The organism is Gordonia sp. PDNC005 (assembly GCF_016919385.1).
GTDB lineage: Bacteria > Actinomycetota > Actinomycetes > Mycobacteriales > Mycobacteriaceae > Gordonia.
Window position 1 is genome coordinate 423,568 of sequence record NZ_CP070351.1, and the last position, 24,656, is coordinate 448,223.

At 66.5% G+C, this 24,656-nt stretch carries 23 protein-coding genes; 11 read left to right on the plus strand and 12 right to left on the minus strand.

Translation table 11 applies throughout. The features are described from left to right. Window positions 1-74: 74 nt before the first annotated feature. The gene (locus JVX90_RS02100) at window positions 75-1,520 is read left to right on the plus strand and encodes an NCS2 family permease (protein WP_205330821.1); all 1,446 of its coding nucleotides are present in this window, start codon (window positions 75-77) and stop codon (window positions 1,518-1,520) included. Window positions 1,521-1,573: 53 nt separating this feature from the next. Here the strand turns inward: JVX90_RS02100 and JVX90_RS02105 are convergent, their stop codons facing one another. Beyond that, window positions 1,574-2,770, minus strand: coding sequence for a GNAT family N-acetyltransferase (locus JVX90_RS02105; RefSeq protein ID WP_240194023.1), 1,197 nt, complete (start codon window positions 2,768-2,770; stop codon window positions 1,574-1,576). A 35-nt stretch (window positions 2,771-2,805) separates the two neighbouring features. Between JVX90_RS02105 and JVX90_RS02110 the strand changes: the two genes are divergently transcribed. Beyond that, window positions 2,806-3,702, plus strand: a complete 897-nt coding sequence (locus tag JVX90_RS02110; protein ID WP_205330822.1) for an RNA methyltransferase — start codon at window positions 2,806-2,808, stop codon at window positions 3,700-3,702. Here the strand turns inward: JVX90_RS02110 and JVX90_RS02115 are convergent, their stop codons facing one another. From JVX90_RS02115 to JVX90_RS02130, 4 genes are all read right to left on the minus strand, one after another. Then, window positions 3,703-4,512 carry a hypothetical protein gene (locus tag JVX90_RS02115; protein WP_205330823.1) on the minus strand — a complete coding sequence of 270 codons (810 nt, stop codon included), beginning with the start codon at window positions 4,510-4,512 and terminating at the stop codon, window positions 3,703-3,705. Window positions 4,513-4,517: 5 nt separating this feature from the next. Continuing rightward, window positions 4,518-5,384 (minus strand): septation protein SepH, encoded by an 867-nt coding sequence (sepH, locus tag JVX90_RS02120; protein WP_205330824.1) that lies wholly within the window; start codon window positions 5,382-5,384, stop codon window positions 4,518-4,520. A 168-nt stretch (window positions 5,385-5,552) separates the two neighbouring features. Continuing rightward, on the minus strand, window positions 5,553-6,689 hold the full coding sequence (gene serC, locus JVX90_RS02125) for a phosphoserine transaminase (protein ID WP_205330825.1): 1,137 nt from the start codon (window positions 6,687-6,689) through the stop codon (window positions 5,553-5,555). A 112-nt stretch (window positions 6,690-6,801) separates the two neighbouring features. After that, complete coding sequence (locus tag JVX90_RS02130) at window positions 6,802-7,470, minus strand: hypothetical protein (protein ID WP_205330826.1); 669 nt, start codon at window positions 7,468-7,470, stop codon at window positions 6,802-6,804. Between the two features lie 61 nt (window positions 7,471-7,531). Here JVX90_RS02130 and JVX90_RS02135 point away from each other — a divergent pair, with 61 nt between their 5' ends. Genes JVX90_RS02135 through JVX90_RS02150 form a run of 4 tightly spaced genes read left to right on the plus strand, consistent with a single transcriptional unit; the run spans window position 7,532 to window position 11,570 of the window. After that, window positions 7,532-8,992 (plus strand): PLP-dependent aminotransferase family protein, encoded by a 1,461-nt coding sequence (locus tag JVX90_RS02135; RefSeq protein WP_205330827.1) that lies wholly within the window; start codon window positions 7,532-7,534, stop codon window positions 8,990-8,992. A gap of 43 nt (window positions 8,993-9,035) precedes the next feature. After that, the gene (locus JVX90_RS02140) at window positions 9,036-9,563 is read left to right on the plus strand and encodes a hypothetical protein (protein ID WP_240194024.1); all 528 of its coding nucleotides are present in this window, start codon (window positions 9,036-9,038) and stop codon (window positions 9,561-9,563) included. 46 nt (window positions 9,564-9,609) lie between these two features. Then, the gene (pdxH, locus tag JVX90_RS02145) at window positions 9,610-10,278 is read left to right on the plus strand and encodes a pyridoxamine 5'-phosphate oxidase (RefSeq protein ID WP_205332240.1); all 669 of its coding nucleotides are present in this window, start codon (window positions 9,610-9,612) and stop codon (window positions 10,276-10,278) included. Continuing rightward, window positions 10,278-11,570 carry an MFS transporter gene (locus tag JVX90_RS02150; RefSeq protein WP_205330828.1) on the plus strand — a complete coding sequence of 431 codons (1,293 nt, stop codon included), beginning with the start codon at window positions 10,278-10,280 and terminating at the stop codon, window positions 11,568-11,570. The genes pdxH and JVX90_RS02150 overlap by 1 nt, the downstream gene beginning before the upstream one ends. A gap of 14 nt (window positions 11,571-11,584) precedes the next feature. On the opposite strand, the gene JVX90_RS02155 is transcribed toward JVX90_RS02150, so the two are convergent. The 5 genes from JVX90_RS02155 to JVX90_RS02175 all read right to left on the minus strand — a co-directional run bounded on the left by JVX90_RS02155 (window position 11,585) and on the right by JVX90_RS02175 (window position 15,471). Beyond that, window positions 11,585-12,208 carry a Pr6Pr family membrane protein gene (locus tag JVX90_RS02155; RefSeq protein WP_205330829.1) on the minus strand — a complete coding sequence of 208 codons (624 nt, stop codon included), beginning with the start codon at window positions 12,206-12,208 and terminating at the stop codon, window positions 11,585-11,587. A 154-nt stretch (window positions 12,209-12,362) separates the two neighbouring features. Then, complete coding sequence (locus tag JVX90_RS02160) at window positions 12,363-12,764, minus strand: hypothetical protein (RefSeq protein ID WP_205330830.1); 402 nt, start codon at window positions 12,762-12,764, stop codon at window positions 12,363-12,365. Window positions 12,765-12,868: 104 nt separating this feature from the next. Then, complete coding sequence (locus tag JVX90_RS02165; RefSeq protein ID WP_205330831.1) at window positions 12,869-13,867, minus strand: oxygenase MpaB family protein; 999 nt, start codon at window positions 13,865-13,867, stop codon at window positions 12,869-12,871. A gap of 42 nt (window positions 13,868-13,909) precedes the next feature. Next, on the minus strand, window positions 13,910-14,788 hold the full coding sequence (locus JVX90_RS02170; RefSeq protein WP_240194025.1) for a biotin-dependent carboxyltransferase family protein: 879 nt from the start codon (window positions 14,786-14,788) through the stop codon (window positions 13,910-13,912). Beyond that, window positions 14,785-15,471, minus strand: a complete 687-nt coding sequence (locus tag JVX90_RS02175) for a carboxyltransferase domain-containing protein (RefSeq protein WP_205330832.1) — start codon at window positions 15,469-15,471, stop codon at window positions 14,785-14,787. Before JVX90_RS02175 ends, JVX90_RS02170 begins: the two co-directional genes overlap by 4 nt. A 191-nt stretch (window positions 15,472-15,662) precedes the next feature. Between JVX90_RS02175 and JVX90_RS02180 the strand changes: the two genes are divergently transcribed. From JVX90_RS02180 to JVX90_RS02190, 3 genes are all read left to right on the plus strand, one after another. Continuing rightward, window positions 15,663-16,973: a citrate synthase gene (locus JVX90_RS02180; protein WP_205330833.1), complete on the plus strand. Its 1,311-nt coding sequence runs from the start codon at window positions 15,663-15,665 to the stop codon at window positions 16,971-16,973. A gap of 3 nt (window positions 16,974-16,976) precedes the next feature. Next, on the plus strand, window positions 16,977-17,342 hold the full coding sequence (locus JVX90_RS02185; protein WP_205330834.1) for an FKBP-type peptidyl-prolyl cis-trans isomerase: 366 nt from the start codon (window positions 16,977-16,979) through the stop codon (window positions 17,340-17,342). A 120-nt stretch (window positions 17,343-17,462) separates the two neighbouring features. Further along, on the plus strand, window positions 17,463-18,194 hold the full coding sequence (locus JVX90_RS02190; protein WP_205330835.1) for an enoyl-CoA hydratase: 732 nt from the start codon (window positions 17,463-17,465) through the stop codon (window positions 18,192-18,194). A gap of 167 nt (window positions 18,195-18,361) precedes the next feature. Here the strand turns inward: JVX90_RS02190 and JVX90_RS02195 are convergent, their stop codons facing one another. Both JVX90_RS02195 and JVX90_RS02200 read right to left on the minus strand, forming a co-directional pair. Further along, the gene (locus JVX90_RS02195) at window positions 18,362-19,684 is read right to left on the minus strand and encodes a D-arabinono-1,4-lactone oxidase (RefSeq protein WP_205330836.1); all 1,323 of its coding nucleotides are present in this window, start codon (window positions 19,682-19,684) and stop codon (window positions 18,362-18,364) included. Continuing rightward, window positions 19,681-20,925 (minus strand): alanine racemase, encoded by a 1,245-nt coding sequence (locus JVX90_RS02200; RefSeq protein ID WP_205330837.1) that lies wholly within the window; start codon window positions 20,923-20,925, stop codon window positions 19,681-19,683. The genes JVX90_RS02195 and JVX90_RS02200 overlap by 4 nt, the downstream gene beginning before the upstream one ends. 124 nt (window positions 20,926-21,049) lie before the next feature. On the opposite strand from JVX90_RS02200, the gene JVX90_RS02205 reads away from it, so the two are divergent. Beyond that, on the plus strand, window positions 21,050-22,147 hold the full coding sequence (locus JVX90_RS02205) for an MBL fold metallo-hydrolase (protein WP_240194026.1): 1,098 nt from the start codon (window positions 21,050-21,052) through the stop codon (window positions 22,145-22,147). Next, window positions 22,144-24,645 carry an HAD-IC family P-type ATPase gene (locus JVX90_RS02210; protein ID WP_205330838.1) on the plus strand — a complete coding sequence of 834 codons (2,502 nt, stop codon included), beginning with the start codon at window positions 22,144-22,146 and terminating at the stop codon, window positions 24,643-24,645. Before JVX90_RS02205 ends, JVX90_RS02210 begins: the two co-directional genes overlap by 4 nt. Window positions 24,646-24,656 lie beyond the last annotated feature (11 nt).

A 24,656-nucleotide genomic window follows, 5' to 3' on the forward strand; every position in this document is an offset into this window, starting at 1 on the left:
CAGGGTAGCTTTTCACCAGTGGTGCGCAGTTCGCGCACCGACGTTCCTGCATCCGTTACGTGAAGGGTGAACTGATGACCGATGCCGCTGGAAAGCCTGCCGGTGGTGTGCTGGACCGCTATTTCAAGATCTCCGAACGAGGGTCCACGATCGCCAGGGAGGTTCGCGGCGGTCTCGTCACGTTCTTCGCGATGGCGTACATCGTCGTCCTGAACCCGATCATCATCGGCGGTGAACACAACACCGACGCCGCCGGGAACTTCCTCGATCCGACTCAGGTGACCGCTGTGACGGCGCTCGTCGCGGGTGTCATGTCGCTGCTCTTCGGTTTGATCGCGAACTTCCCGTTCGCTTTCGCCGCCGGGCTGGGCATCAACAGTCTCCTCGCCGTGACGATCGCGCCGCAGATGAGCTGGCCCGCGGCGATGGGGCTGGTCGTGATCGACGGCATCATCATCGTGATCCTCGGTTTCACCGGTGTGCGCACCGCGGTGTTCAACGCGGTCCCCAACGAGTTGAAGGCTGCGATCGCGGCGGGCATCGGCGCGTTCATCGCGCTCGTCGGCCTCGCCAACGCGGGATTCGTCACGCACGGCCCCGAGCACGGACCGCCGGTCAGCCTCGGTGTCGACGGTTCGATCGCCACCGTCCCGACTCTGCTGTTCTGCATCGGTGTGCTGCTGATGGGCGTTCTTGTCGTCCGAAAGGTTCCGGGCGGTCTGTTGCTCGGCATCGTCGTGATGACGATCGTGTCGATCATCGTCGAAGCCGTCCTCGACCTGAAGTCGGGTGAACAGGGCGGATGGTCGATGAACGTCCCGAAGCTTCCCGATGGCGTCGGAGGAGTCCCCGACCTCTCGCTCGTCGGCGACGTCGACCTCTTCGGCGCCTTCACCGGAGCGTTCGAGCACGTCAGCATTCTGATCGCCTGCGTCTTCGTGTTCAGCCTCGTGCTGTCGAACTTCTTCGACGCGATGGGCACCATGACCGGCCTCGGCAAGGAAGCCGGCCTGACCGATAAAGACGGAAACCTGCCGGGCATCGGCAAGGCCCTGGCAGTCGAGGGCGTCGGCGCCGTCGCCGGCGGTGTCGCATCGTCGTCGTCGAACACGGTGTTCGTCGAGTCGTCGTCGGGTATCGCCGAAGGCGCCCGCACCGGTCTGGCGAATGTCGTGACCGGCGTGCTGTTCCTGGCCGCGATGTTCTTCACGCCGCTGTACAAGATCGTCCCGATGGAGGCCGTCGCCCCGGCCCTGATCGTGGTCGGCGCTTTGATGATGGCGCAGATCAAGGAGATCGACTTCAGTCGATTCGACTACGCGCTTCCCGCGTTCCTGACGATCGTCGTCATGCCGTTCACGTACTCGATCGCGAACGGTCTCGGAGTCGGCTTCATCGCATGGGTCGTCATGCAGTCGGCCCGCGGCAAGATCCGCCAGGTGCATCCGCTCCTGTGGGCCGTGGCGATCCTGTTCCTCGTGTACTTCGCTCGCGGACCGATCGAGAATCTGATCAACTGACGCGCCCGCGTCGTTCAACCATCACCGCTCAGCGGTAATGGTTGAACGGGAGTTCAGAAGAAGGTTCCCGCAAATGGGGCCCGCGGCACATCGAACATGCGGGTCAGGACCGTCAGGCACTCGTCGCTCGTCTCGATCCGACCTGCCAAGGCGAGTTCACGCGCCGACACCCCACCGAGGTAGACGCTCGACAATGTCGCGATGTCGAGTGCGGCGTCGGCCGGTTGATCAGTGCGTGAGACCGTCGCACGTCCGCCTGTCACGACGATCTCGTAGCGGCCTGCGCGATCGGAGTAGGTGTCGGCGACGTCGAGCACGATCGATCCGTCGACGCCGTAGGATCGACGGCTCAACGCGTCGACGACGTCCAGGATCGACACCCAGAGGGTGTCGGGGCGGCCGGTGACGGTGACCGATCGTGTGTTTGTCACCAGGTGTCCGAGGACATCGTCTACTGGTACCGATGCGTGGATCGCGGTGATGAGGTCGAGGCCCGTGAGAACCCGCCACAGGTCGTCGTGTGCCTGCGGCGTGACGGCGACGAAGTCTTCCACAGTCGCAGTGTGGTGGCGGGTGTCGGTCCGATAGGAGGCATAACCGTCGGCGTGCAACAGGTAGTGCAGGCATGACGTCTGCGAATCTCGTCGGTATGGGCGATCGGCGAGGATCGACGGCCACCAGCTGGCGGGGCGGCCGAGAGCGCCGGGGTGAGTGACCGCCCATCTCGCGTGGATCTCAGGTACGCGCGTCTTCACCTCATCGGGCATGGCGTAGCGGACACGGGAATCGGCGGGAGCAGGATCCCTGAACTCGACGGCTGAGGGGTCTATGCGGATCTCGTGTGCGAATACAGCCGGTCCGAAACCGAATCGTTCGTAGATCGTCGCCTCTGATGCAGTGAGGATCGCGATACCGAGGTCGGATGCGCGCCAAGCGGCGAACTGCGCGTCCATCATGGTGCGGAGGATGCCCCGCCGACGGTGTGTTGCGGCGACGGCAACCCACGACAGACCTGCGGTCGGCACAACGTCGCCGCCCGGCACGGTCAACGGAATGGGGAAGTACATGGAGAACGCGGCGAGGCGGCCGTCGTCGCGGACGACGAACGTGGCATCCTCCGGGAATCGGGCGCGGAACTCGGCGATCTCGTCGTCCGGTAGTGGAGCGGGGAGTACGAATGCACGTGCATCCGATCCGATGATCTCAGGCCAGTCGGCTTCGGTCGCGGGGGACATCGTCAGCGAAGTCACATCACTACTCTGTCATTTTCTCCGCAGGCGTCCGCATGTGCCACCGTATAGACGTGAGCACCCGTGCAGCCATCGAGGTTATCGACATCACCGACCCGTTCGACGTGCGAGTCGACGACTTTCGTGACCTGAACTCAGTCGACCGCCGTCCCGACCTCCCCGCCTTGCCCGGGGGACGGGTCGGTAAGGCGTTGGTCATCGCCGAGGGCGTCCTGGTGGCGCAGCGGATGATCGCGTCCCGGTTCGCGCCGCACGCCTTCTTCGGCGTGGACCGACGCCTGGCCGAACTCTCCGACGACGTCGTCGAGCAGCCTGGCGGAGTGCCGTTCTATCGTGCGAGCGCCGACGTGATGGCCGAAGTCATCGGCTTTCATCTCAATCGTGGGGTGCTCGCGGCAGCACGCAGGCCGGAGGCACTCTCGGTGTCCGAGGTCATCGAATCGGCGCGCACGATCGCCGTTCTCGAAGGCGTCAACGATCACGAGAACATCGGCAGCATCTTCCGGAACGCCGCAGGATTGGAAGTGGACGCCGTGATCTTCGGCGCAGGATGCGCCGATCCGCTGTACCGACGCTGCGTCCGCGTCTCGATGGGGCACGCGTTGCTGGTGCCGTTCGCCAAGTCGGACAACTGGCCTGGCGATCTGGAACTCCTGCGCGAGAAGGGGTTCCGCACCATCGCGCTGACGCCGGGGGAGGGGAGCGTGCCGCTTCGTGACGCCGTGACAGGCCCCTCGCGCGTGTCCTTCAACTCCCCGAGCCCCGTTGAGGGGAAGCTCGCCTTCCTCGTGGGCGCAGAGGGTCCGGGTCTGAAGGAGCACACGATGCGTTCGTGTGACGTGCGTGCGCACATCCCGATGAGTCGGGGAACCGACTCGTTGAACGTCGCGACGGCGGCCGCAGTCGCGTTCTACGAGGCGCTCAGCAGGTAGTCAGAGTCGACCGCGGAAGCCGAAATACCGGGAGATCGGACCCGGTGAGCGGGTGGTCTGCGCGGCGTCGTCCACGTCCACTCGCGCGATCGGCATCGTCACCTCGACGTCGGGCGGACTCTCGACGACGGCGGTTTCACGCGCGGGGGCCTGAGAGGCAGGTGACCAATCGGCCCCGGACGGCCGGATGGTGTACGCGTAGACGGGGATCCGGTCGAGTGCGGTGTCGTCGTCGCCGGATGGCGGGGTGAACCGGAACCCGAGCCATCGCCGGTTGGCCTCCTCGGCGAGCTCTGCGGGATGGAACGGCAGATCAAGCGGGTCGGGTTCGGCGTCGGGAAGATACTGCAGGGGTCGATCGCCTGCCCAGAACTCGCTCTCGAACGGGTACGGCAGACCCTGATCGTCGTGGATGGTCGCCGGAGACGCCGCGAACGAGCGGACCAGGCGACCGTGTTCCCACCGGGCGAACGTTCCGGTGGAGGTCTCCGGGTTGAGCGACAGCAACAGCACCGTGCGGTCGGGGGCCAGTCCGGCGACGAACTCGGTGAGTTCGGCGGGCGACGTCGTCGACAGCGATCGTCCGGCCAAGACCGTCAGGTCGCCGAAGTGACCGGCGAACACCTCGTCGTCACCTGCGGTCACCAATGCGGACAGGTCCGTCGAAGCCACCGCAGACGGTGAACTGTCGACGAATGCGCGTCGAATGAACTCATCGGTCCGATCGGGATCGGCGACAACGCCGCGCCGCAGTTGTTCTGCGGGATCGGGACATGCGACCAGCCACAAGGTGGTGGTGTGAACGAACACCTGCTCTACTCTCCGGGATGACTGCGGACGCCGAGGAGGACATCTTCCCACGCCGGTACTGTCGGGGTCGCGCGCTTGGAGCTGCGGTGCTTCGGAAGCGACTCTCCCGCAACCGAATGCGGCACGGAATCGTCGAACTCGAGTTCCAGCGGGGCGGCCGGCTCAGTGCGTTCGCTGCGGCTCTGACGTTCGATGAGCCGATCGGCGTCGACCGTCACCTCCTCGTGTCCGTCGGGCAACACCTCGCGCTGCGGGCGCGGAGCGGGAGGCGGTACCGCCGCCATCACGGATCGTCGTGCGGCACGGGCTAGTTCAGGTTCGGTGAGTTCGACGGCGAGGTCGTCCAACGGTTCGGTGACGCCGCCGTGAGAGCCGGGGGTGAATCGCCAGTGGGCGAACTCGACGTCTCCGGCTCCCGGCCAGCCCACCTGGACCACCCAGCGGCCGTCGTCGGGTCGCCACGCGTCCCATTCGGCATCCGACGACGCGCTTCCGCGCAGAGCGAGGCATTCCGCGACGAGCTCACCGAGCGTCGACGAACTGGTGCCGTCGATCCCCGACGGGTGCGAGGCTCGGGCGAGTTCGGCGGCACGCATGCGTTCAAGGAGGACCGGGTGGGCGAATCGATGGATCTTGTCTTCCGGCACCCCGGTGGCAGCAGACAGTTCGGCGACAGTCGCACCGGCCCGGATGCGGGCCTGGATCTCGCGCGGACTCACCTCGACGGCCGGAACTGTCGGCGTGGCCGATGCGGGCAGAACCGCAGCTCGGAGAGTGTCGTCAACGGCCAGGGTGAACTCTTCGTCCGATTCGGGATCGATGCAGATCACCGAACCGTCGGGTTCGACGCGATCTGCTTTGAGCTTCCGCACGCGACCCTCCTCCGGTCCCCTCGTACACGGATGTTCTCCCCAGCGTAGGTCACCGTGCTGATAGAAGACTGATGGACACGCGGCGAACATCTCGACTGCGCTCGATGAACGAGGGCAAACGTCGGATCTGCGGCGTGTCCATCAGTCGGACTACGGGTGGCCCCTGGGTCAGAGGCGCTCGACGATGTAGTCGATGGCCTGCGTCAGCTTCTGGACGTCCGACGGGTCGATGGCCGGGAACATGCCGATGCGAAGCTGGTTGCGGCCCAGCTTGCGGTACGGCTCGGTGTCGACGACGCCGTTTGCGCGGAGGGTCTTCGCGACGGCTGCGGCGTCGACGGAGTCGGCGAAGTCGATGGTGCCGACCACCTGGCTGCGGTGCGCTGCATCGGCGAACGGCGACGCGTACTCACTGGCGTCTGCCCACGAGTAGAGGATGTTGCTCGACTCCGCGGTGCGGCCCGTGCAGAAGTCGAGGCCGCCGCCCGCGTTCATCCACTCGATCTGGTTCTTGAACAGCAGCAGCGAACCGAGTGCCGGGGTGTTATAGGTCTGGTTCTTCGAGCTGTTGTCGACCGCAGTCGGCAGCGACAGGAATTCGGGGCACCAGCGGCCCGACGCGTTGATCTCCTCGACTCGGGCGAGCGCTGCCGGGCTCATGATCGCGACCCAGAGGCCGCCGTCCGAGGCGAAGGATTTCTGGGGAGCGAAGTAGTAGACGTCGGTCGCGCTGATGTCCACGGGCAGGCCGCCCGCACCCGATGTGGCGTCGATCGCGATGAGAGCGTCGCCCGCGGCTTCGGGACGCAGGACGGGAACGGCGACGCCGGTCGATGTCTCGTTCTGTGCCCAACCGATGATGTCGACGCCTTCGACGTCGGCCGCGGTGATCGCCGCGGGGTCGGGAGCGGTGCCTGGATCAGTCGAGATCACCTTCGGGTCGGCCAGGAACGGGGCCTTCTTGGTGACGGTGGCGAACTTCGACGAGAACTCGCCGTAGGTGAGGTTCAGTGCGCGCTCGCGGACGAGGCCGAAGGCGGCGGCGTCCCAGAACGCGGTGGTGCCGCCGTTGGAGAGGACCACCTCGTAGCCCTCGGGAAGAGAGAAGAGGTCGGAGAGACCTTCGCGGATCGCGCCGACGACGTTCTTGACAGGCGCCTGGCGGTGGCTGGTGCCGAACACGGACGCGCCGGTGTCGACCAGCGACTGCAACTGCTCGGGACGGACCTTCGACGGACCGCAGCCGAAGCGGCCGTCGGCGGGCAGGAGGTCGGCGGGGATGGTGATCGCAGCGTTCTCGGTCATACCGAGGAGTGTAAAGCGTGTGCAAGCCGTCGGCCGATTCGGAACGATTCGCATCTCACGCTCGCAGTATGAAGAGAACAGATAGGTTCCCGCCGGCGGCCCACCCGCAGGGCTATCCCTGCCGAACGCGCTCGGCCGACGGCGTCGCGGCCGAGCCCTCCGTCCGCGGCGACGAGTGCCCAGACACCGCGTCGCCGACCTTCAGGAGTCGGGCGAACACCTGGATCAGCGGTCCGACGCCGAGTGCGTACAGGACAGTGCCCACGCCAAGGGTGCCGCCGAGCGCGAAGCCGACGACCACCACGGCCACTTCCAATCCGGTGCGGACGAGGCGGACCGACCAGCCGGTGCGGTTCACGAGGCCGGTCATCATGCCGTCCCTCGGGCCGGGACCGAGCCGTGCTCCGATGTACATCACCGTCGCGAAGGCGTTGAGCACGATGCCTCCGAGCATCATCGGGATCGCGACGACGAGGGCCGGACTGTCCGGAAGGTGGGGTGCGACGAGGTCGAAGACGATGCCGAGCACCAGGACGTTCGACACGGTGCCGAGCCCGGGGCGTTGGCGCAGTGGAATCCAGGCAAGCAGGACCGCGGCGCCCACGATGATCGACACCGTGCCGATCGAGAGGTGCGTGTGTTCGGCGATGCCCTGATGCAGAACGTCCCACGGCATGTTGCCCAAGCCTGCGCGCAAGATCATCGCCATTGATGCGCCGTACAGGGCGAGTCCTGAGTAGAGGAGGACGATGCGGCGGGTCCACGAGAGTGTGTTGGTCATGCCCACCATCCTCCGGCGTACTGGACTGGTAATCCATAGCCAGTTGGGTAACACTGGACCTATGATCACGGCCACTGGCTCCATCAGCGCGCAGACTCTCGCCAAGCGACTCGGAATGTGGCGGCCGGACGGTCCGCGACCGGCGTACCTCGCATTGGCCGATGCAATGCGCGTGCTCCTGCTCGACGGGCGGGTGGCCGTGGGCACGGCCGTGCCGAGTGAGAGGGCGTTGGCGCAAGCGCTCGACGTCTCCCGGACGACAGTCGCCGGCGCGTACTCGACGTTGCGCGAGTCCGGCCATCTCAACTCGCGACAGGGAGCGAGGAGCGTTCTGAGCCTGCCGGTAGCTGTGCCTGCGGAGCCGTTCGAGATCGGCGCCGAGGCCGACATGTGCAAACTCAACATCGCAGCGCCTGCGGCTCCCGACCAAGTGGTCCACGACGGCTATCGGCACGCGCTCGAATGCGCGCCCACCTACCTGACCGGCACCGGTTTATACCCCAACGGGCTTCGTGCGCTGACCGAGACCATCGCCCGTCGCTACTGCGAGCGTGGACTGCCGACGACTCCGGAACAGATCCTCGTGACCTCAGGCGCCCAGCACGCGTTGCGGTTGGTCCTCGACATCCACGTGTCGCCGGGGGATCGGGTGGTGGTGGAGCAGCCGACCCATCACGGGACGATCCTGGCGCTGGCCCGACACCGAGCACGACCGGTCGCGCTTCCATTGGACTCGGAGTCGGGGTGGGACCTCGACCTTCTGGAATCGATCGTCCGATTGCAGCGGCCGAGCCTGATCTTCATGATCCCCGACTTCCACAATCCGACGGGTCTCCTGCTCGACGTCGAGGGACGACGTCGGCTCGCCGAGATCGCGGCGCGGCACCGCGTCCCGCTGGTGATCGACGAGACGATGGTGGAGATCGGACTCGATGAGGACGCGCCTCCGCCGGTCGCCGCGTTCGCGCCGCGCGGCGCGCAGGTCATCACCCTGGGGTCGGCCAGCAAGACCGTGTGGGCGGGTCTGCGTGTCGGCTGGATTCGCACCGAGACGCCGCCGGACCCATACGTCCTCGCCCGCTACGAGCTCGATCTCGGTGGGGCGGTGATGGAACAGTTCGCGGCGCAGTATGCACTCGATCACCTCGACGACTTCCTTCCCGCCCGCCTCGACGGACTGCGCCTCGCACGTGCCGCGGCACTCGCGTCGATCGACGAATACCTTCCGGGCGCGACGGCGGTCCGCGGCGTCGGAGGCCTCACGCTGTGGGTCCACCTGCCAAGGCCCGTAGCGACCGTCACAGCGGCGGCGGCCGCCGGACTCGGAGTCCGGCTGACACCGGGTAGTTCGTTCGGGCCCGACGGCGGTCTCGAGAGCCACATACGCATTCCGTACACACTGCCGATCGACCACCTCGTCTCCGGAATCCGGGCAGTCGGGCTGGCGTACCGTCGGTCGGTCGGCGTCGACACAGTTGCGGCTTCGGCGGACGTTGACTTGGCGGGTCGGCTGGTCGTGTAAGTCGGTTGCTCCACCGAGTTCGACGGGCGACGATGAACGTCTCATGGAGATCACGTTCACCAAACTCGCCGGCCGGTACGACATCGCGGTGCACCGCGATGTCGGGCACGCGCTCGCTCCACGCAACGGGCCGGGATTCCACGACGCGGTGCCGCACGACGTCGCACATCTGATCGTCGAGTCTGAATGGGGCATCCGCGGCGGTGTGTACGGTCGGCTGGCCGCCGCCGACGGCGATGACGGGATGTTCTGGGCAGCTGATCCCGCGGTGAAGCGGAAGGCCACGAAGAATCGTCGTACTCCGACGGAGTCGGAGTCGGTCGACATGGCGAAGTCGGAGCGGTTGGCGTCGCTGACCGTCGCCCTGTGGGAAGTCGCGCGCGGGCGTCGGCGCCCTGATCCCGCGTGGCCGGGTACGGAGGCCGCATCCGGTGAGAGCCCCGAGCTCCTGCAGCAGGTCTACGACAGGTATGACGACTTCGCACGTACCTGGTCGTCACTGCCGATCGGGAGATCGGTGACCATGCCGTGGCCCTTCCCAGAAGGCGTCGGCAAGAGGGCCCGACGGTGAGGCGAATAGCATCGCAGGGGTGAACGACGAAGTGGATCTGCCGAGCATGCGCGTCGGATATGGCGCTGCGGACCCGACGGGGAAGGACGGTGTCGCAGCGAATCTCGACCCGTCGTGGCTGGTAGGCGATCCGCCGTGGCGCTCCCTGTTCGACACGTGGTTGGCCGACGCGATCGCCGCGGGTGTCGTTGAACCGAACGCGATGATCGTCGGGACCGTTGACGCTGACGGCCGTCCGGCTACCCGCACGGTTCTGTGCAAGGGTGTGTCCGACGCTGGGATCGTGTTCTTCACCGGCTACGACTCCGACAAGGGGCGTGCGATCGCCGCTCATCCGTACGCGTCGGCGACATTCCCGTGGATCGCGATGGAACGGCAGATCCACGTCCGCGGTCGCGTCGCGAAAGTGGACCGGGCCGAGACCGAGGCCTACTGGAACTCCCGCCCCCGCGGCTCCCAGCTGTCGGCGACGACGTCTGACCAGTCTCGCCCGATCGCCTCCCGCGGCGCGCTCGAAGCGGCTGCGGCGGCGGTGTCCGAGGAACTCGGCGGGTTGTCGTCGTCGACACCCGTCCCCGTGCCCGAGAATTGGGGCGGCTACCGGATCGAGCCCGACGTCGTCGAATTCTGGCAGGGCCGAGCCGACCGTCTGCACAACCGGGCTCGCGCCGTCCGCGACGGTGACGGTTGGCGCGTGGAACGCCTGCAGCCCTGATGGGAAGACTTCTCGCCGACACGACGCCACTGGCGAACACGCATTTCCGCCGACTGTGGTGGGCCAACATCATCACGGTCATCGGAGCACAGCTGACCGTCGTCGCGGTTCCCGCGCAGATCTACGCGATGACCGGCAGTTCTGCGTACGTCGGGCTGACCGGAGTGTTCGGGCTCGTGCCGCTCGTGGTGTTCGGCTTGTGGGGCGGTGCGCTCGCCGACGTGTTCGACCGTCGGCGGATCCTCCTGGTCACCACGGTCGGCCTCATCGCGACGAGCGTCCTGTTCTGGGTGCAGTCGGCGGCGGGTTGGGGCAACGTCTGGATCCTGCTCGGGGTGTTCGCACTTCAGCAGGCGTTCTTCGCCGTCAACCAGCCGACGCGATCGGCGGTTCTGCCGCGGATCCTGCCCGCCGACGAACTTCCTGCCGCGAACTCCCTCAACATGACGGTGATGCAGGCCGGCGCGATCGCCGGTCCGCTCGTCGGCGGCGCGCTGATCCCCGTCTTGGGCTTCTCGCTGCTGTATCTGGTCGACGCGATCTGTCTGCTCGCCACACTCTGGGCCGTGATCGGGCTGCCGTCGTTGGTCCCGGAACTCTCCGGCGACGAACGGCCCAAGACACCCGGTCTCAAATCGGTGATCGACGGGCTCGGTTACCTGCGCGGACATCCCGTGCTGCTGATGTCGTTCGTCGTCGACCTGATCGCGATGATCTTCGGGATGCCGCGCGCGCTGTTCCCGCAGATGGCGCACGAGAGCTTCGGCGGCCCGTCGGATGGCGGCATCGCCTTCGCCTTGTTGTTCATCGCGATCCCGCTGGGCGCCGTTGTCGGAGGCGTCCTGTCCGGATGGGTCTCCCGGGTGCAGCGACAGGGTCGGGCCGTCGTCATCTGCATCATCGTGTGGGGTCTGTCGGTGACTGTCTCCGGCGGTCTCCTGTTCTTCGCGCACGGCTCGGCACTGCCGATCCTGCCGCTCGTCGTCGTCGCGCTGATGGTCGGCGGCGCCGCCGACATGGCGTCGGCGGCCTTCCGTCAGACGATGCTGCAGTCCGCTGCCACCGACGACGTCCGCGGACGACTGCAAGGTGTGTTCATCGTGATCGTCGCGGGCGGACCGCGCATCGCCGATGTCGCACACGGTGCGACGGCCGCGGTGGCCGGCACCGCGGTGACGGTCGCAGGCGGCGGCATCGCAGTCGTCATCGGAACCGTTCTCGCCGCGCTCGCCGTCCCCGCCTTCTGGCGCTACCGGGCGTCCGTCCGCGAGGAGGGGCCGAAGATCGGCTGATCCATCGATCGATCTCAGGGAGCCGGTGCTGCGGTCCGTCTCGCGACCCGGTCTCCGGCGCGGTCGACGAGGAAGGCGAACAGTGCCATCGCAGCGAACACTCCGACAAGGATCGCCGACATCACCGTGTACCCGTGCTCGCGCGGGTCGATGAACGGGTACGGGTACCAGTCGACGATCGGTCCTCGGACCAGTGTGTACACGCCGTAGGCGAGTGGCGCGATCAGCCACTGCGCCCACCTCGACCTGCCGCCGGGTGCGCCGGGGACCAGCAGCCAATCGAGGGCGAGCACGATCGGGAGCACCAGGTGCATCACCCGATTGATCCACATGACGTTCAGCTGCACGTCGATCCCGGACAACAGCGCCGCGTAGACGACGCCGGTGATGACCATGCACGTGGTCGCGAGACCTCTGATCCACGTGAAACTTCGCGATTCCGGAACTGGAGCGACAGCGCACGTCAGCAACGTCCCGACCGCCAGCACATTGCTGAGCACGGTGAAGTAACTGAAGTAGTTCCCCAGCCCGAATCCGGGGTTGTCCCAGCTCAGGATCGGAAGAACGACGAGTGCAACGCCGCCAAGGATCGCGGCGGCGAGTCGGAGCGCTCGGACGACGAGCGAGTCACCTGTCATCAGTGCAGTCTGACTGGTCGGTCCTTGTAATGGCGGCGAATGCCGCAGGCGTGGCACTGCGAGCGTTCACGCATCAGGCGTCTGTTCCCGCTAATGGTCTGACTATTAGCGGGAGTCGATTTCTGCAGCGGGAAGCCTGAAGGTGTTGCTGTAGTTACCTCGTCCAGCGAGTCCGGATGCCCGGCACGAGCAGCCAGTCGAGCACCATCAGGATCGGAAGCATGACGTACACCACTTTGATCATCAAGAAGACGCGCACCTGTCCGTCGAGTTGCGACAGCAATCCCGTCTGGACCAGGCCGGTGACCACCATGCACGCGGTCGGCACGCCTCTCATCCACGTGAACCCCTGCGAATCCGGTTCTGCCGAGACTGCGCACGCCATCAAAGTCACTACTGCCAGGACGCTGCTCAACGCGGTGAAGAAGTCGGCGAAGCTTCGGAACTCGAATCCCGAAACGATCAGCATCATGAGCGAGAACAACCCGAGCGCCGTGCAGCCCACAGCTGCGGCAGCGAAACGGACTGCTCGGACGATGAAAGAGTCGCCTGTCATCTGTGCAGTCTGACTCGTCGGTCCCGATGGTGGCACCGAACGCCGCAGATGTGCCCGGGGACGGCTTACACATTAGGCGTCTGTTCCCGCTAATGGTCTGACAATCAGCGGGAACCGATTTCTGTAGCGGGAGTCGGGGCGGCGGTGTCGTTGCTCTGCCAGGGGAGGTTGGCGCGGCGGGCGGCGGTGACGGGGCAGTAGTGGATCGGGCTGTCGCGCTCGGCGCCGGTGGGGAGATTGCGGACGGGAGTCTCCAGGAGCGGAGCGTCTGCGGCGACACGACCGGTCAGACGGTCGTCGGCGTCACGAGCTCTCGGGTGGCGGCGGTACCGAGCCGGAAGCAGCTTCATCCCCGCGTTGACGGCCTTGCCGAACATGCGGAACCGTCGCTGGTCGGCGTCGGTCCAGGTCAGGCCCATCATCTCGCGGACCGGTTCGTCGTACAGGCCGGTCGTGATCCACAGGAACATCCGTTGGACGACGGCGACCTGCCGCGTCCACAGCCACGCGGGCATCCAGGCCGCGGCCCACGGTGGCGGCGGCAGAACGGTGATGTCCAGGACGGTCCGCACAGCCTCGTGGTCGCGGAGCACTCGGCGGCACATGTGGTCCCAGTACTCGAGGAACTCCTCGTAGGTGTCGGGGCACGGCCGCATGCTGACGCCGTACATCGAGTACCACGCGCGTGACTCCTCGAAGAGGCGTCGCTTGTCCGCCTCGGAGATCGGTGGGCCGAACGCCTCGGCGCAGCGGATGTTGCCATACCAGAACGTGGCGTGCGCCCAGTAGAAGACGTCCGGGTCGAGCGCGTGATAGCGCTCGCCGTCGTTCATGGTGCCCTTGATGGTCCGGTGGTAGTCGCGGACCTGCGCGCCGGTCTCCGGCGTCTGGTCGAAGACGACGCCGCTGATGGGGTACAGCGACCGCATCAGACGCTCCCAACGTTCGCCGAAGAAGTCGGAGTGATCCCAGACGCCGGCCGCGAGCTTCGGGTGCATGTTCTGCATCGAGCCGGACCACAGGCCCATGAGCATCCCGCGCCAGTCGCCGAAATAGCGCCACGTCACGGAATCGGGCCCCAGCGGGGGCAGCACCTCAGTCATGAGACGGAACTCTATCTTCGTCTCAAACTGGTGGCAAGGGTGTCAGCCGACCACAAATCTGACCGAATCGCCCGACACCAGCTGAGCCGCACGGATCAGTGATGCGGGAGTGAGGACGGCGACGGTCGGGTATCCGCCGGTCACCGGGTGGTCGGCGAGGAAGATGACGGGCTGGCCGCTCGGCGGAACCTGGACGCCGCCGAGCGGAACACCCTCGGACCGCAGTTCGGGCAGATCGCGGTGCACAAGCGGCGGTTCGGTCGACTTGGACGGCCGGTCGAGGCGGACTCCGATCCGGTTGGACGCGGGGTTCACCTGCCATCGACCGATCACGAGTTGACCTGGGTCGACGAGCCGGTCTGCGCGGGGGCCCGGCCGGACCGGCAGGATCACGGCGGGCTCGGTCCCCGCTGCGGGCGGCGGCGCGAGCATCACCGCGGGCCAGTCGCCCGACAGGTCGCCGACTGCGAGGCGGTCCTTCACGCTCAGCGGTGGGGGGCCGAGACCGGACAGGGTGTCCGTCGACCGTGATCCGAGTTCGGGTGCGGCGTCGAACCCGCCCCGAACTGCGATGTAGTTCCGGCAGCCGTGGCGCGGCGCGGTCACCGACACCGACTGCCCGTTACGCAGTGGAATCGCGGAGTGGCTGCCGACGTCGTGCCCGTCGACCCGGACCCGGGTGGCCGGGCCGGTCACGGCGATCAACGCGGTTCCGTGGACTCGAGCGGAGAATCCGCCGAGCGTCACCTCCACGCAGGCGGCGTCCGGGAGGTTTCCCACCAGACGGTTCGCCAGCCCGAACGACTCGGAATCGGCGGCACCCGACCGCGGCACGCCGAGGTGCGCATTGCCTGGCCGCCCGAGATCCTGGATCGTCGCGAGTGGTCCGGTGGAGCACACCGTGAACTCGGCGGGTGTCACTCGACCACCTCCTCGGCTCGCACGAAGCGGACTCGTGCGCCCGCGGACAAGATCGACGGGGGAGTGACGGCCGAATCCCACAGGACCATGTCCGTCACGCCGAGAAGGTGCCAACCCCCGGGGCTCACGCGGGGATACACCGCGCTGTAGCCGGCCGCGACCGCCACCGAACCGGCGGGCACGCGGGGGCGTGACTCCTCGCGTCGAGGGAGCTGATCGAAGACGGCCGTCAACGAGGGATCGCTGCCGTCCTCCGGCACCAGATACCCGAAGCCGGGAGCGAAGCCCATGAACTGCACCGTCCACGTGAGATGTGTGTGCGCCAGAACCAATCGGTCCGTCGAGCACCCGGCGGCATCCGCTGCGGACGACAAGTCTGCGCCGTCGTAGCGGACCGGGATCACGATCGCCGGCCGCACGGAACCGTTGCTTTCATCGTCCGGAACTGTTGAGGCGAGCAGATCGTGGACGACGCGGCGTACCCCGAGTTCGTTCAATCCGGTGCCCGGAAGTGCTTCGACGAGAACGGTTTCCGCGCAGGCCACAACGTCGGACAAGGCAACTCGGCCGTCTGCGGCAGCACCCAGTAACGCGTCGGCCACCCGTGCGGCAGTCCACGCGGGACGATCCGTGGAACTGAAGTCGAGGAGAAGTCCGTCGTCTCCCGCAGGGCGCTCGCGCATGCGCTCAACGCTACTGGGCGCGCAAGCGGCTGCGGGCCGTATGAGTAAGCTGAGCGGGCGACGAGAGAGTCGTCGGCCGCGCGCATGAGGAGCCTGTGGAGATCCCCAAGGACCCTCGTTGGGCGGCTGAGTCGAAAGACGACTAGGTTGTTACCCAACAACTGCTCACCCGCGATTGCTAAGGGGTTTGTGTGTCCGTGGAGAATGGCGCCGCCGAACAGCAGAACGGTACTTTCACCTACCCCGGTGGAAAGATCGACCTGCCGATTCTGAAGGCTTCGGAAGGCAGTGACTCGGTCGCACTGGGCTCGTTCCTGTCGCAGACCGGTATGACGACCTTCGACGGAGGCTTCGTCAACACCGCGTCGACCAAGTCGGCGATCACCTACATCGACGGCGATGCGGGCATCCTGCGTTACCGCGGTTACCCGATCGACCAGTTGGCCGGAAAGTCGACGTTCATCGAGGTCAGCTACCTCCTCATCTACGGCGAGCTGCCGACGCAGGCACAGCTCGATGAGTTCACGAACAAGATCCAGCGCCACACGCTGCTTCACGAGGACCTCAAGCGGTTCTTCGACGGCTTCCCGCGCAACGCGCACCCGATGCCCGTCGTGTCCAGCGCGGTCAATGCGCTGAGCGCCTACTATCAGGACTCGCTCGATCCCAAGGATCCCGAGCAGGTCGAGCTGGCCACCATCCGCCTCCTCGCGAAGCTGCCGACCATCGCGGCCTACGCGTACAAGAAGTCGCAGGGCCAGCCGTTCCTCTACCCGGACAACTCGCTGAGCCTGGTCGAGAACTTCCTCCGCATGACGTTCGGCTTCCCGGCCGAGCCCTACGAGGTGAACCCGGACGTCGCCAAGGCGCTCGACATGCTGTTCATCCTCCACGCCGACCACGAGCAGAACTGCTCGACGTCCACCGTCCGGCTGGTCGGCTCGTCGCAGGCGAACCTGTTCACGTCCATCTCGGGCGGCATCAACGCACTCTGGGGCCCGCTGCACGGCGGCGCCAACCAGGCCGTGCTCGAGATGCTCGACGAGATCCGCGCTTCCGGTGGCGACACCAAGGCCTTCATGAACAAGGTCAAGAACAAGGAAGACGGCGTGAAGCTCATGGGCTTCGGTCACCGCGTCTACAAGAACTACGATCCGCGCGCCGCGATCGTCAAGGAGACCGCCGACCAGATCCTCGCGACCCTCGGCGTCCAGGACGACCTCCTCGACATCGCGAAGGGCCTCGAAGAGGTCGCTCTCAACGATGAGTACTTCATCGAGCGTCGCCTGTACCCGAACGTCGACTTCTACACCGGCGTCATCTACCGCGCGATGGGCTTCCCGACGCGCATGTTCACCGTGCTGTTCGCCCTGGGCCGCCTTCCCGGCTGGATCGCCCACTGGCGCGAGATGCACAACGACCCGACCACCAAGATCGGTCGCCCGCGGCAGCTGTACACCGGCTACACCGAGCGCGACTACCAGTCGATGGGAGATCGCTGAACCATGGCCGACAACACCAAGCCCGAGGTCGAATTCCCGGAAGGCCCCGCTCCGGCGGAGCTTGCGATCACCGACATCATCGTCGGTGACGGCGCGGAAGCTCAGCGCGGCGGCATGGTCGACGTGCACTACGTGGGTGTCGAGTTCGAGACCGGCGAAGAGTTCGACTCCTCGTGGGACCGCGGCCAGTCCGCGAACTTCCCGCTCGACGCGCTGATCCCCGGCTGGCAGGAAGGCATCCCCGGCATGAAGGTCGGTGGCCGTCGTCGCCTCGTCGTCCCTCCGCTGCTGGCGTACGGCCCCGAAGGTGCGGGACACCGCCTCTCCGGCAAGACGCTGATCTTCGTGATCGATCTGCTCGGCGCTTAATACATCTTGACTCCGCTCGATGAGCGGAGAAGAAACCCCTCGACCGCTCCCCGAGCGCAGTCGAGGGGTTTTCTCGTATCCGGGCACAAAACCCTCGGCGGATGTCGGTACTCTGCCGTCATGATCGTGAGCACCGCAGACGGATATGTGACGACCATCGAGTTGGCCCGTGAGGCCAAGCGCAACGCGCTCGACTACAACATGCTGCGCGACTTGTCGCAGGCGTTCACCGACGCAGTCGAGTCGGGAGCACGCGCCATCGTCCTGACCGGACGCGGAAGTGTGTTCAGCGCCGGAGCCGACTTGTCGGGGCCCGTCTACGATCCGGAGTTCCCGGAGAAGCTGGTGGCCGTCATCGCTCAGATCGAGTCGACGCCGGTCCCGGTGATCGCCGCCGTCAACGGCCCTGCGCTCGGTGGTGGGCTGCAGCTGGCGATGGCCGCTGATCTCCGTGTGATGGCGCCGGGATCCATCGCGGGCATTCCCGCCGCGAAGATCGGCGTTGCGCTCGACGAGTGGACGATCAAGCGCCTCGTCTCCCTCGTCGGGGGAGGGCAGGCCCGCGGCATGCTGCTCGGGTGTGATCCGCTGACGGCCGATCGCGCGTACAGCCTCGGATTCGCGAACCGCATCGGCGATCTGGAGGACGCCAAGCACTGGGCCGGCACGATCGCCGGTTTCGCCCCGCTCACCCTTCGCCACTACAAGATGGTTCTCACGGGAGACGGCGCCCGCGACGAGGCGCCCGCCGACCGTCACGAAGCGATGCTCGCCGCCTGGATGAGTGAAGACGTGAAAGAGGCGCGCGCCGCTCGCGAGGAGAAGCGGGCACCCGACTTCCAGGGAAAGTAGTCGGCATCGATGCTGCTTGAGTGACCGCAGCTTTACTGATCCTTGAGCGAGCGGAGCGAGTCGAAAGGCGGTGAGGCCAGGGCCTTTCGACTCGCAAGCTCGCTCAAGGAGCAGGGGCGGCTGCTCGCCTCGGGGAGCTGGGACGGGCTCGCGTAAGGGCAGGGGCGTCAGCTGCCGAGTGTGGTCTGCAGGTAAGGGTTCGTGAAGGTCCGCTGCGGGTCGAAGCGGTCGCGGACTTCGAGGAACTCGTCGAAGCGCGGATACACGCTGCGCAGGTACTCGGCGCCGCGCGTGTGCATCTTGCCCCAGTGCGGACGGCCGGCGTACGACATCACGATGTCCTCGACGTCCCGGAAGTAGGCTTCCGATGCCGTGAGGTCGTCGCCGGAGAAGCGGTGGACGGCGATGTAGCCGGAAGCGCGGTCGGATGCGGTCGACAGCATGAGGTCGTCGGCTGCGGCCGCGCGGACCTCGATCGGGAAGCTCACCTTATGGCCGCGGCGGTCGATCATCGCGCGGATCTCCCGCAGCGCGTCGGGTACGGCTTCGAGCGGAACCGCGTACTCCATCTCGCGGAAGCGGACGTCGCGGTCGGAGATGAAGATCCGGTCGGAACGGTCGGTGTACGTGCGAGCCGACAACGCGCGTCCGACGACCTGGTTGATCGACGGCACGGTGCGCGGCGACCGGGCTCCGACCTTGCACAGGGCGCCGAGCAGCTTGTTCGACAGCAGTTCGTCGTCGATGTAGCGACGGAGGTCGCTGGGGCCGGTGGCCGGGGTGTCGCGTGGGACGCGGGTGTTGGTCTTCACGAGTGTCTTCGTGGTGTGGGGGAACCAGTAGAACTCGTAGTGATCAACGTTCTCGACTCGTTCGAGGAACGTCGAGAACGTCTCGTCTGCTTCGCCGGGTCCCTCCTCGGCTCGGATCGAGAACGCGTCGACGCACTGGATGGTGATCTGCGTGAGGACACCGAGCGAACCGAGCCCGAGAGCAGCGGCCTTCAGGTCTGGATCGTCTTCGCCGATCACCCGGACGGTGCCGGTGCCGTCGACGAGAGTGACGCCACGGATCTGGGTCGAGATCCCGCCGAAGGCTCCGCCGGTGCCGTGTGTGCCGGTGGACGTCGCGCCCGCGAGGGTCTGCTTGTCGATGTCGCCGAGGTTGGCCATGCCGAGCCCGAGCGGTTCGAGGATCGCCGGGATCTCGTGAAGATGGGTGCCCGCGCCGAGAGTGACCTGCTTGCGGTCGGCGTCGACGCTGATGAGTCCGCGGAGTCCGGACAGCTTCACCTGGATGCCGGGCGCGACGGCGATCTGCGAGAAACTGTGCCCTGCGCCGGCGGGCTTGACCGTCTGACCGTTCGCGGCGGCCGTGCGCACCGCGTCGGCGAGTTCGTCCACGCTCTGCGGCGTGATCAACTCCGTAGGAGTGCACTGCGCAGTGCCGCCCCAATTGGTCCACGCCGCGGCTGCTGTCGTCTGGCTCACAGAAAGCACTTCCCTTCTCCGCGGTAGGTCGGGACCACGTCTACGACGTCGGCGACTCCACTGCTGTCACGTTTGATCAAAGCTACGCGAGCGGCGCGTTCGGCCACCTCGCCCGACTTGGTGTGGCGGAACCACACACGATCGCCCACGGAGAGGCCGCGGGCAGCGGCTCCGCTGAGCGGAGTCTGCACTTCACCGGCCGATTCGGTGCTGATGTACTCGAGCCCTTCGGGCCACACGGGCTTGGGCAGGCGGTCCAGTGCGGGGGGTCCGGAGGCGATCCATCCGCCGCCCGCACACGTCACGATTTCGTCGTCCGGGCGGCGCAGAACGTCGAGTCCGAACGCCATCGCGGGCGCCGGGCGGAAGTGGCGGTAATTGTCGAAGAGGTGCCCGCCGAACAATCCCGAGCCCGCGGCGATGTCGGTGACGGACTTGTCCTTGGCGGTCTCTTCGAGGGAGCCGGTGCCGCCCGCGTTGACGAACTCGAGGTCCGAGATCTCGCGGAGAGCACTGATCACTTTGCCGCGACGATGGCGGATCTCTGTCATCGACACGGCCTGGATGGCCGATACCGCTGTGTTCATCGCGAACTTGCCGTCTACGTCGTTGCCGAGTCCGGCCACTTGCGCTTCGTACGACATCACGCCCACGAGATTGAAGCCGTCGCGTCCCGCGATGGTACGAGCCAGTGCGGTCGCCTGGTCGACGCTGTGGATGGGCGATCGGCGGACACCGAGGTGGACGCGTCCTCCGACGGCGCGAAGGGATGCGTCGAGGTCGATGGCGACGCGCACCACCGGCCGCTTCGCGGGCGGCAGCACGGCGTCGATCAGATCGAGCTGAGCAACGTCGTCGACGAGGAGTGTGACCCGCCGACACGCGAGTTCGTCGGCGAAAAGCGTTGCGAGCGCTTCCTTTTTGGCGGTCGGGTACCCGAGCAGCACATCGGAGACGCCGGACTCGGTCGCGAGCCAGTGGGCTTCGGCCACGTCGAAGGCGAGGACTCCCGCGTACCCGTCGCGCGAGAGCACGTCGTCGATGACGGAGCGGACACGAAGTGACTTCGATGCGACGCGAATCGGCACGCCGGAGGCACGTCGTCGCAGGTCGGCTATGTTGTGCTCAAGCAGATCGAGGTCGAGGGTCAGGACTGGGGAGTCGAGCCCGGCACGTTGTACGGCGTCGTCGATCGCGGCCCAGTCCGGGCGCGGGGTGTCGACCGCGGGGGTGTCAGTCACGGGTGTTCTCGCCTTCGGTGAACCTGAGTGGATCAATCGATCAACTGTTGTCGAATACAGCATAGGGCATAGTCGGACGAAAGTGTGTCCGAGGCCACCCCGGTTCGACGATTACGCTGGTCGGGTGACCTTCACTTCAACTGTCAGACGCCTGCCTGCACCGGCGCCCCTGCGCGCGATGGGCGCGTCCGCCGAGGCGATCGCCGAAGCGACATCCGGCTCGCCGAACCTCGTCGCCGGAGTCTTCAGCAACATCGAACCGGTTCCCGACACCGAGGGGCCCGGTGCCGGGACCTTCGTCGACATGCTGCGTCGGCCTGGCAAGCCGAGCGGCGTCCTGCCAGTGCTGCGCCCGGCGTTCGCGGACAAGCCGTCGGGGCTGACCATCACTTGGCTCGGACACGCGACCGCGGTTGTCGACATCGACGGAGTTCAGGTGCTTCTCGACCCGGTGCTGAGCGATCGATGCTCACCGTCGCAACTGGTCGGTCCCAAGCGGATGCACCGGGTCCCGGTGACGGCTGCCGACCTGCCCGCGATCGACGTGGTCCTTCTCAGCCACGATCACTACGACCATCTCGACTACCCGACGATTCGTACGATCGCAGCCGCCCAGCCGCAGACGCGATTCGTCGCGCCGATCGGAGTCGACGCGCACCTGCGGTCGTGGGGAGTGGCCGCCGACCGCATCAGCACCGCTGACTGGAAGGGCGACGTGACGCTCTCGGTTCGGGGAGTCGACGTGCGTTTCGGCTGCGAACGAGCCCGACACTTCTCGGGGCGTGGTCTCACCCGCAACCAGACGCTGTGGGCGAGTTGGGCGATCGTCGGGCCGTCGCACTCGGTCTTCTTCTCCGGCGACACCGGTTTCACCGACGCGTACCGCGAGGTGGGTGAGCGATACGACCCGTTCGACGTGACGCTCATCGCGGTCGGGGCGTACGACGTCCTCTGGCCCGACATCCACCTCAACCCCGAGGAAGGCGTCACTGTTCACGGTCTGGTCAACGGGGGTGATCGAGGCGGTCTCCTCATCCCCATCCACTGGGGTACGTTCAACCTGGCGCGGCATTCGTGGGGTGACCCGATCCAGCGACTGCTGCCCGCAGCGGAGTCGGCGGGGGTCGAAGTCTGTGTGCCCCGGCCCGGCGCCGCGCTCGACGTCGACGCTCGTGTCGGCACGGCTTTCGACGATCCGACCTGGTGGGAGCGCTATCTATGACTTCGACGACCGACCGTCTGCCCGGACTGACCGCCTCGGAGGTCGCTGAGCGCGTCGCCGCCGGTCAGGCGAACACGATGCCCGACAAGTCGGGTCGCAGTGTCGCCGACATCGTCAAGGCGAACGTCTTCACGAGAATCAACGCGATCCTCGGTGTGCTGTTCGCTATCGTCGCGTTCACCGGGTCGTTCATCAACGGGCTGTTCGGTCTGCTGATCATCGCCAACAGCGGCATCGGCATCATCCAGGAGATCCGCGCCAAGAAGACGCTCGACCGTCTGGCGATCGTCGGCCAGACCAGGCCAGTTGTTCGGCGTGACGGTGTCGCCACCGAGGTGGCGCCCGATCAGGTGGTCCAGGGCGACATCATCGAACTCGGCCCCGGCGACCAGATCGTGGTCGACGGCGAGACCGTCGAATCGGAGGCGTTGGACGTCGACGAGTCACTCCTGACCGGTGAGGCGGACGCGGTCGACAAGTCGCTCGGCGACCCGATCATGTCGGGAAGCTTCGTGGTGTCCGGGTCCGGTGCGTACCGTGCGACGAAGGTCGGCGCCGACGCGTACGCCGCGCAGCTCGCCGCGGAGGCCAGCAAGTTCACGCTAGTCTCGTCTGAACTGCGCTCCGGAATCGACCAGATCCTCAAGGTGATCACTTGGCTGCTGATCCCGGCAGGCATCCTGACGATCATCAATCAGCTGTTCATCAGCCAGAACGGCCTGCGAACCGCACTTCTGGGCATGGTCGCGGCCCTCGTTCCGATGGTCCCCGAAGGCCTCGTGTTGATGACCTCCATCGCGTTCGCCGTCGGTGTCGTCCGGCTCGGACGCCGCCAGTGTCTCGTCAACGAACTGCCGGCCATCGAGGGCCTGGCACGCGTGGACGTCGTGTGCACCGACAAGACCGGAACGCTCACCGAGAACGGCATGCGTCTCTCCGAGATCCGCGTCGTCGACGATTCAGTGAGCCCGGAGTCCGTGCAGACGGCGATGGCAGCGCTCGCGGCCGCGGATCCGCGGCCCAACGCGTCTATCCAGGCCGTCGCCGAGGCGTACCCGGACGCACCCGGATGGTCGACGTCGGCGATCCTGCCGTTCAGCTCGGCCAACAAGTTCAGCGGCATCTCCTTCGTCGACGGTGACGGCACCGACCGAGGCAACTGGTTGATCGGTGCGCCCGACGTGCTGCTCGATCCGGAGTCGGAGATCGCGCAACTCGCATCCGACCTCGGGTCGACGGGCCTGCGCATCCTGCTCGTCGCAACCTGCGACGCACTCGTCGACACAGCACCTGCCGCGGGCAGCAACCTGCCCGGCGTGATCACGGCCGTCGGCCTCATCGTGTTGGAGCAGCGCGTACGCCCGGACGCCAAGGACACGATCGAGTACTTCGAATCGCAGAACGTCGCGGTGAAGGTGATCTCCGGCGACAACGCGCTGTCTGTCGGAGCGGTCGCCGCGTCGCTCGGTCTCGGTGAGCCTGAGCAGGCCGTCGATGCCCGGAAGCTGCCGACCGATTCGGTCGAGCTGGGCAAGGTGGTGGGCGACGCCGATGCGTTCGGCCGCGTCCGCCCCGACCAGAAGCGTGCGATGGTGCAGTCGTTGCAGGGGAACGGGCACACCGTCGCGATGACGGGTGACGGTGTCAACGACGTGCTGGCGCTCAAGGACTCCGACATCGGTGTCGCGATGGGCTCCGGTTCGTCCGCCGCTCGGTCGGTCGCTCAGATCGTGCTGCTGGACAACAAGTTCGCCACGCTTCCGTACGTTGTCGGCGAGGGCCGACGCGTCATCGGCAACATCGAGCGCGTCTCCAACCTGTTCTTGACCAAGACCGTCTACGCCGTTCTGCTCGCGCTGCTCATCGGCATCGGCGGTCTTGTCGCGAAGGGATTCGGTTGGGCGCCCATCAGCTACCCGTTCCAGCCGATCCACGTGACGATCTCCGCATGGTTCACCATCGGCATCCCGGCGTTCGTCCTGTCGCTCGCGCCGAACAATGAGCGCGCTCGTACCGGGTTCGTGCGCCGAGTGCTCACGCAGGCCGTTCCGAACGGGATCATCATCGGCCTGTCGACGTTCGTGTGCTTCCTGCTCGTCAACCGCGACTACACCGGTGCGTTGGCGAGCTACACCGGGAACGTGCTGCTCTCGCCCGCAGACACCGCCGCCGCGATCGCCGGTGCGTCGCAGACCATCGGTGCGCAGCAGACCCAGGCGGCGACAGCGGCGCTCGCGACGATGATCGCTATCGCGGTGTACGTGTTGGCCGTCGTCGCACGCCCGTACACCTGGTGGAAGACGGTGCTCATCGGCGTCTCCGTGGTCGCCTACGTGCTGATCTTCACGGTGCCGTTCAGCCAGCGGATGTTCCACCTGGACTCGTCGAACGCCGGCATGATGGCCGTCGCCGGGGTGTGCGCCGTGGTGGGCTGTGTGGCCGTGGAGGTCAGCACGAGGGCGCTGAAAGCGGCTCTCGACCGACGCGCTTCGGCTTGAGCGGTACTAAG

Bases quoted from the DNA above. Each gene is read 5' to 3' on its own strand.
- JVX90_RS02100 (WP_205330821.1), top strand. From the start codon at position 75: ATGACCGATGCCGCTGGAAAGCCTGCCGGTGGTGTGCTGGACCGCTAT.
- JVX90_RS02110 (WP_205330822.1), top strand. From the start codon at position 2,806: ATGTGCCACCGTATAGACGTGAGCACCCGTGCAGCCATCGAGGTTATC.
- serC (WP_205330825.1), bottom strand. From the start codon at position 6,689: ATGACCGAGAACGCTGCGATCACCATCCCCGCCGACCTCCTGCCCGCC.
- JVX90_RS02130 (WP_205330826.1), bottom strand. From the start codon at position 7,470: ATGACCAACACACTCTCGTGGACCCGCCGCATCGTCCTCCTCTACTCA.
- JVX90_RS02135 (WP_205330827.1), top strand. From the start codon at position 7,532: ATGATCACGGCCACTGGCTCCATCAGCGCGCAGACTCTCGCCAAGCGA.
- JVX90_RS02140 (WP_240194024.1), top strand. From the start codon at position 9,036: ATGGAGATCACGTTCACCAAACTCGCCGGCCGGTACGACATCGCGGTG.
- pdxH (WP_205332240.1), top strand. From the start codon at position 9,610: ATGCGCGTCGGATATGGCGCTGCGGACCCGACGGGGAAGGACGGTGTC.
- JVX90_RS02150 (WP_205330828.1), top strand. From the start codon at position 10,278: ATGGGAAGACTTCTCGCCGACACGACGCCACTGGCGAACACGCATTTC.
- JVX90_RS02155 (WP_205330829.1), bottom strand. From the start codon at position 12,208: ATGACAGGTGACTCGCTCGTCGTCCGAGCGCTCCGACTCGCCGCCGCG.
- JVX90_RS02160 (WP_205330830.1), bottom strand. From the start codon at position 12,764: ATGACAGGCGACTCTTTCATCGTCCGAGCAGTCCGTTTCGCTGCCGCA.
- JVX90_RS02165 (WP_205330831.1), bottom strand. From the start codon at position 13,867: ATGACTGAGGTGCTGCCCCCGCTGGGGCCCGATTCCGTGACGTGGCGC.
- JVX90_RS02175 (WP_205330832.1), bottom strand. From the start codon at position 15,471: ATGCGCGAGCGCCCTGCGGGAGACGACGGACTTCTCCTCGACTTCAGT.
- JVX90_RS02185 (WP_205330834.1), top strand. From the start codon at position 16,977: ATGGCCGACAACACCAAGCCCGAGGTCGAATTCCCGGAAGGCCCCGCT.
- JVX90_RS02190 (WP_205330835.1), top strand. From the start codon at position 17,463: ATGATCGTGAGCACCGCAGACGGATATGTGACGACCATCGAGTTGGCC.
- JVX90_RS02210 (WP_205330838.1), top strand. From the start codon at position 22,144: ATGACTTCGACGACCGACCGTCTGCCCGGACTGACCGCCTCGGAGGTC.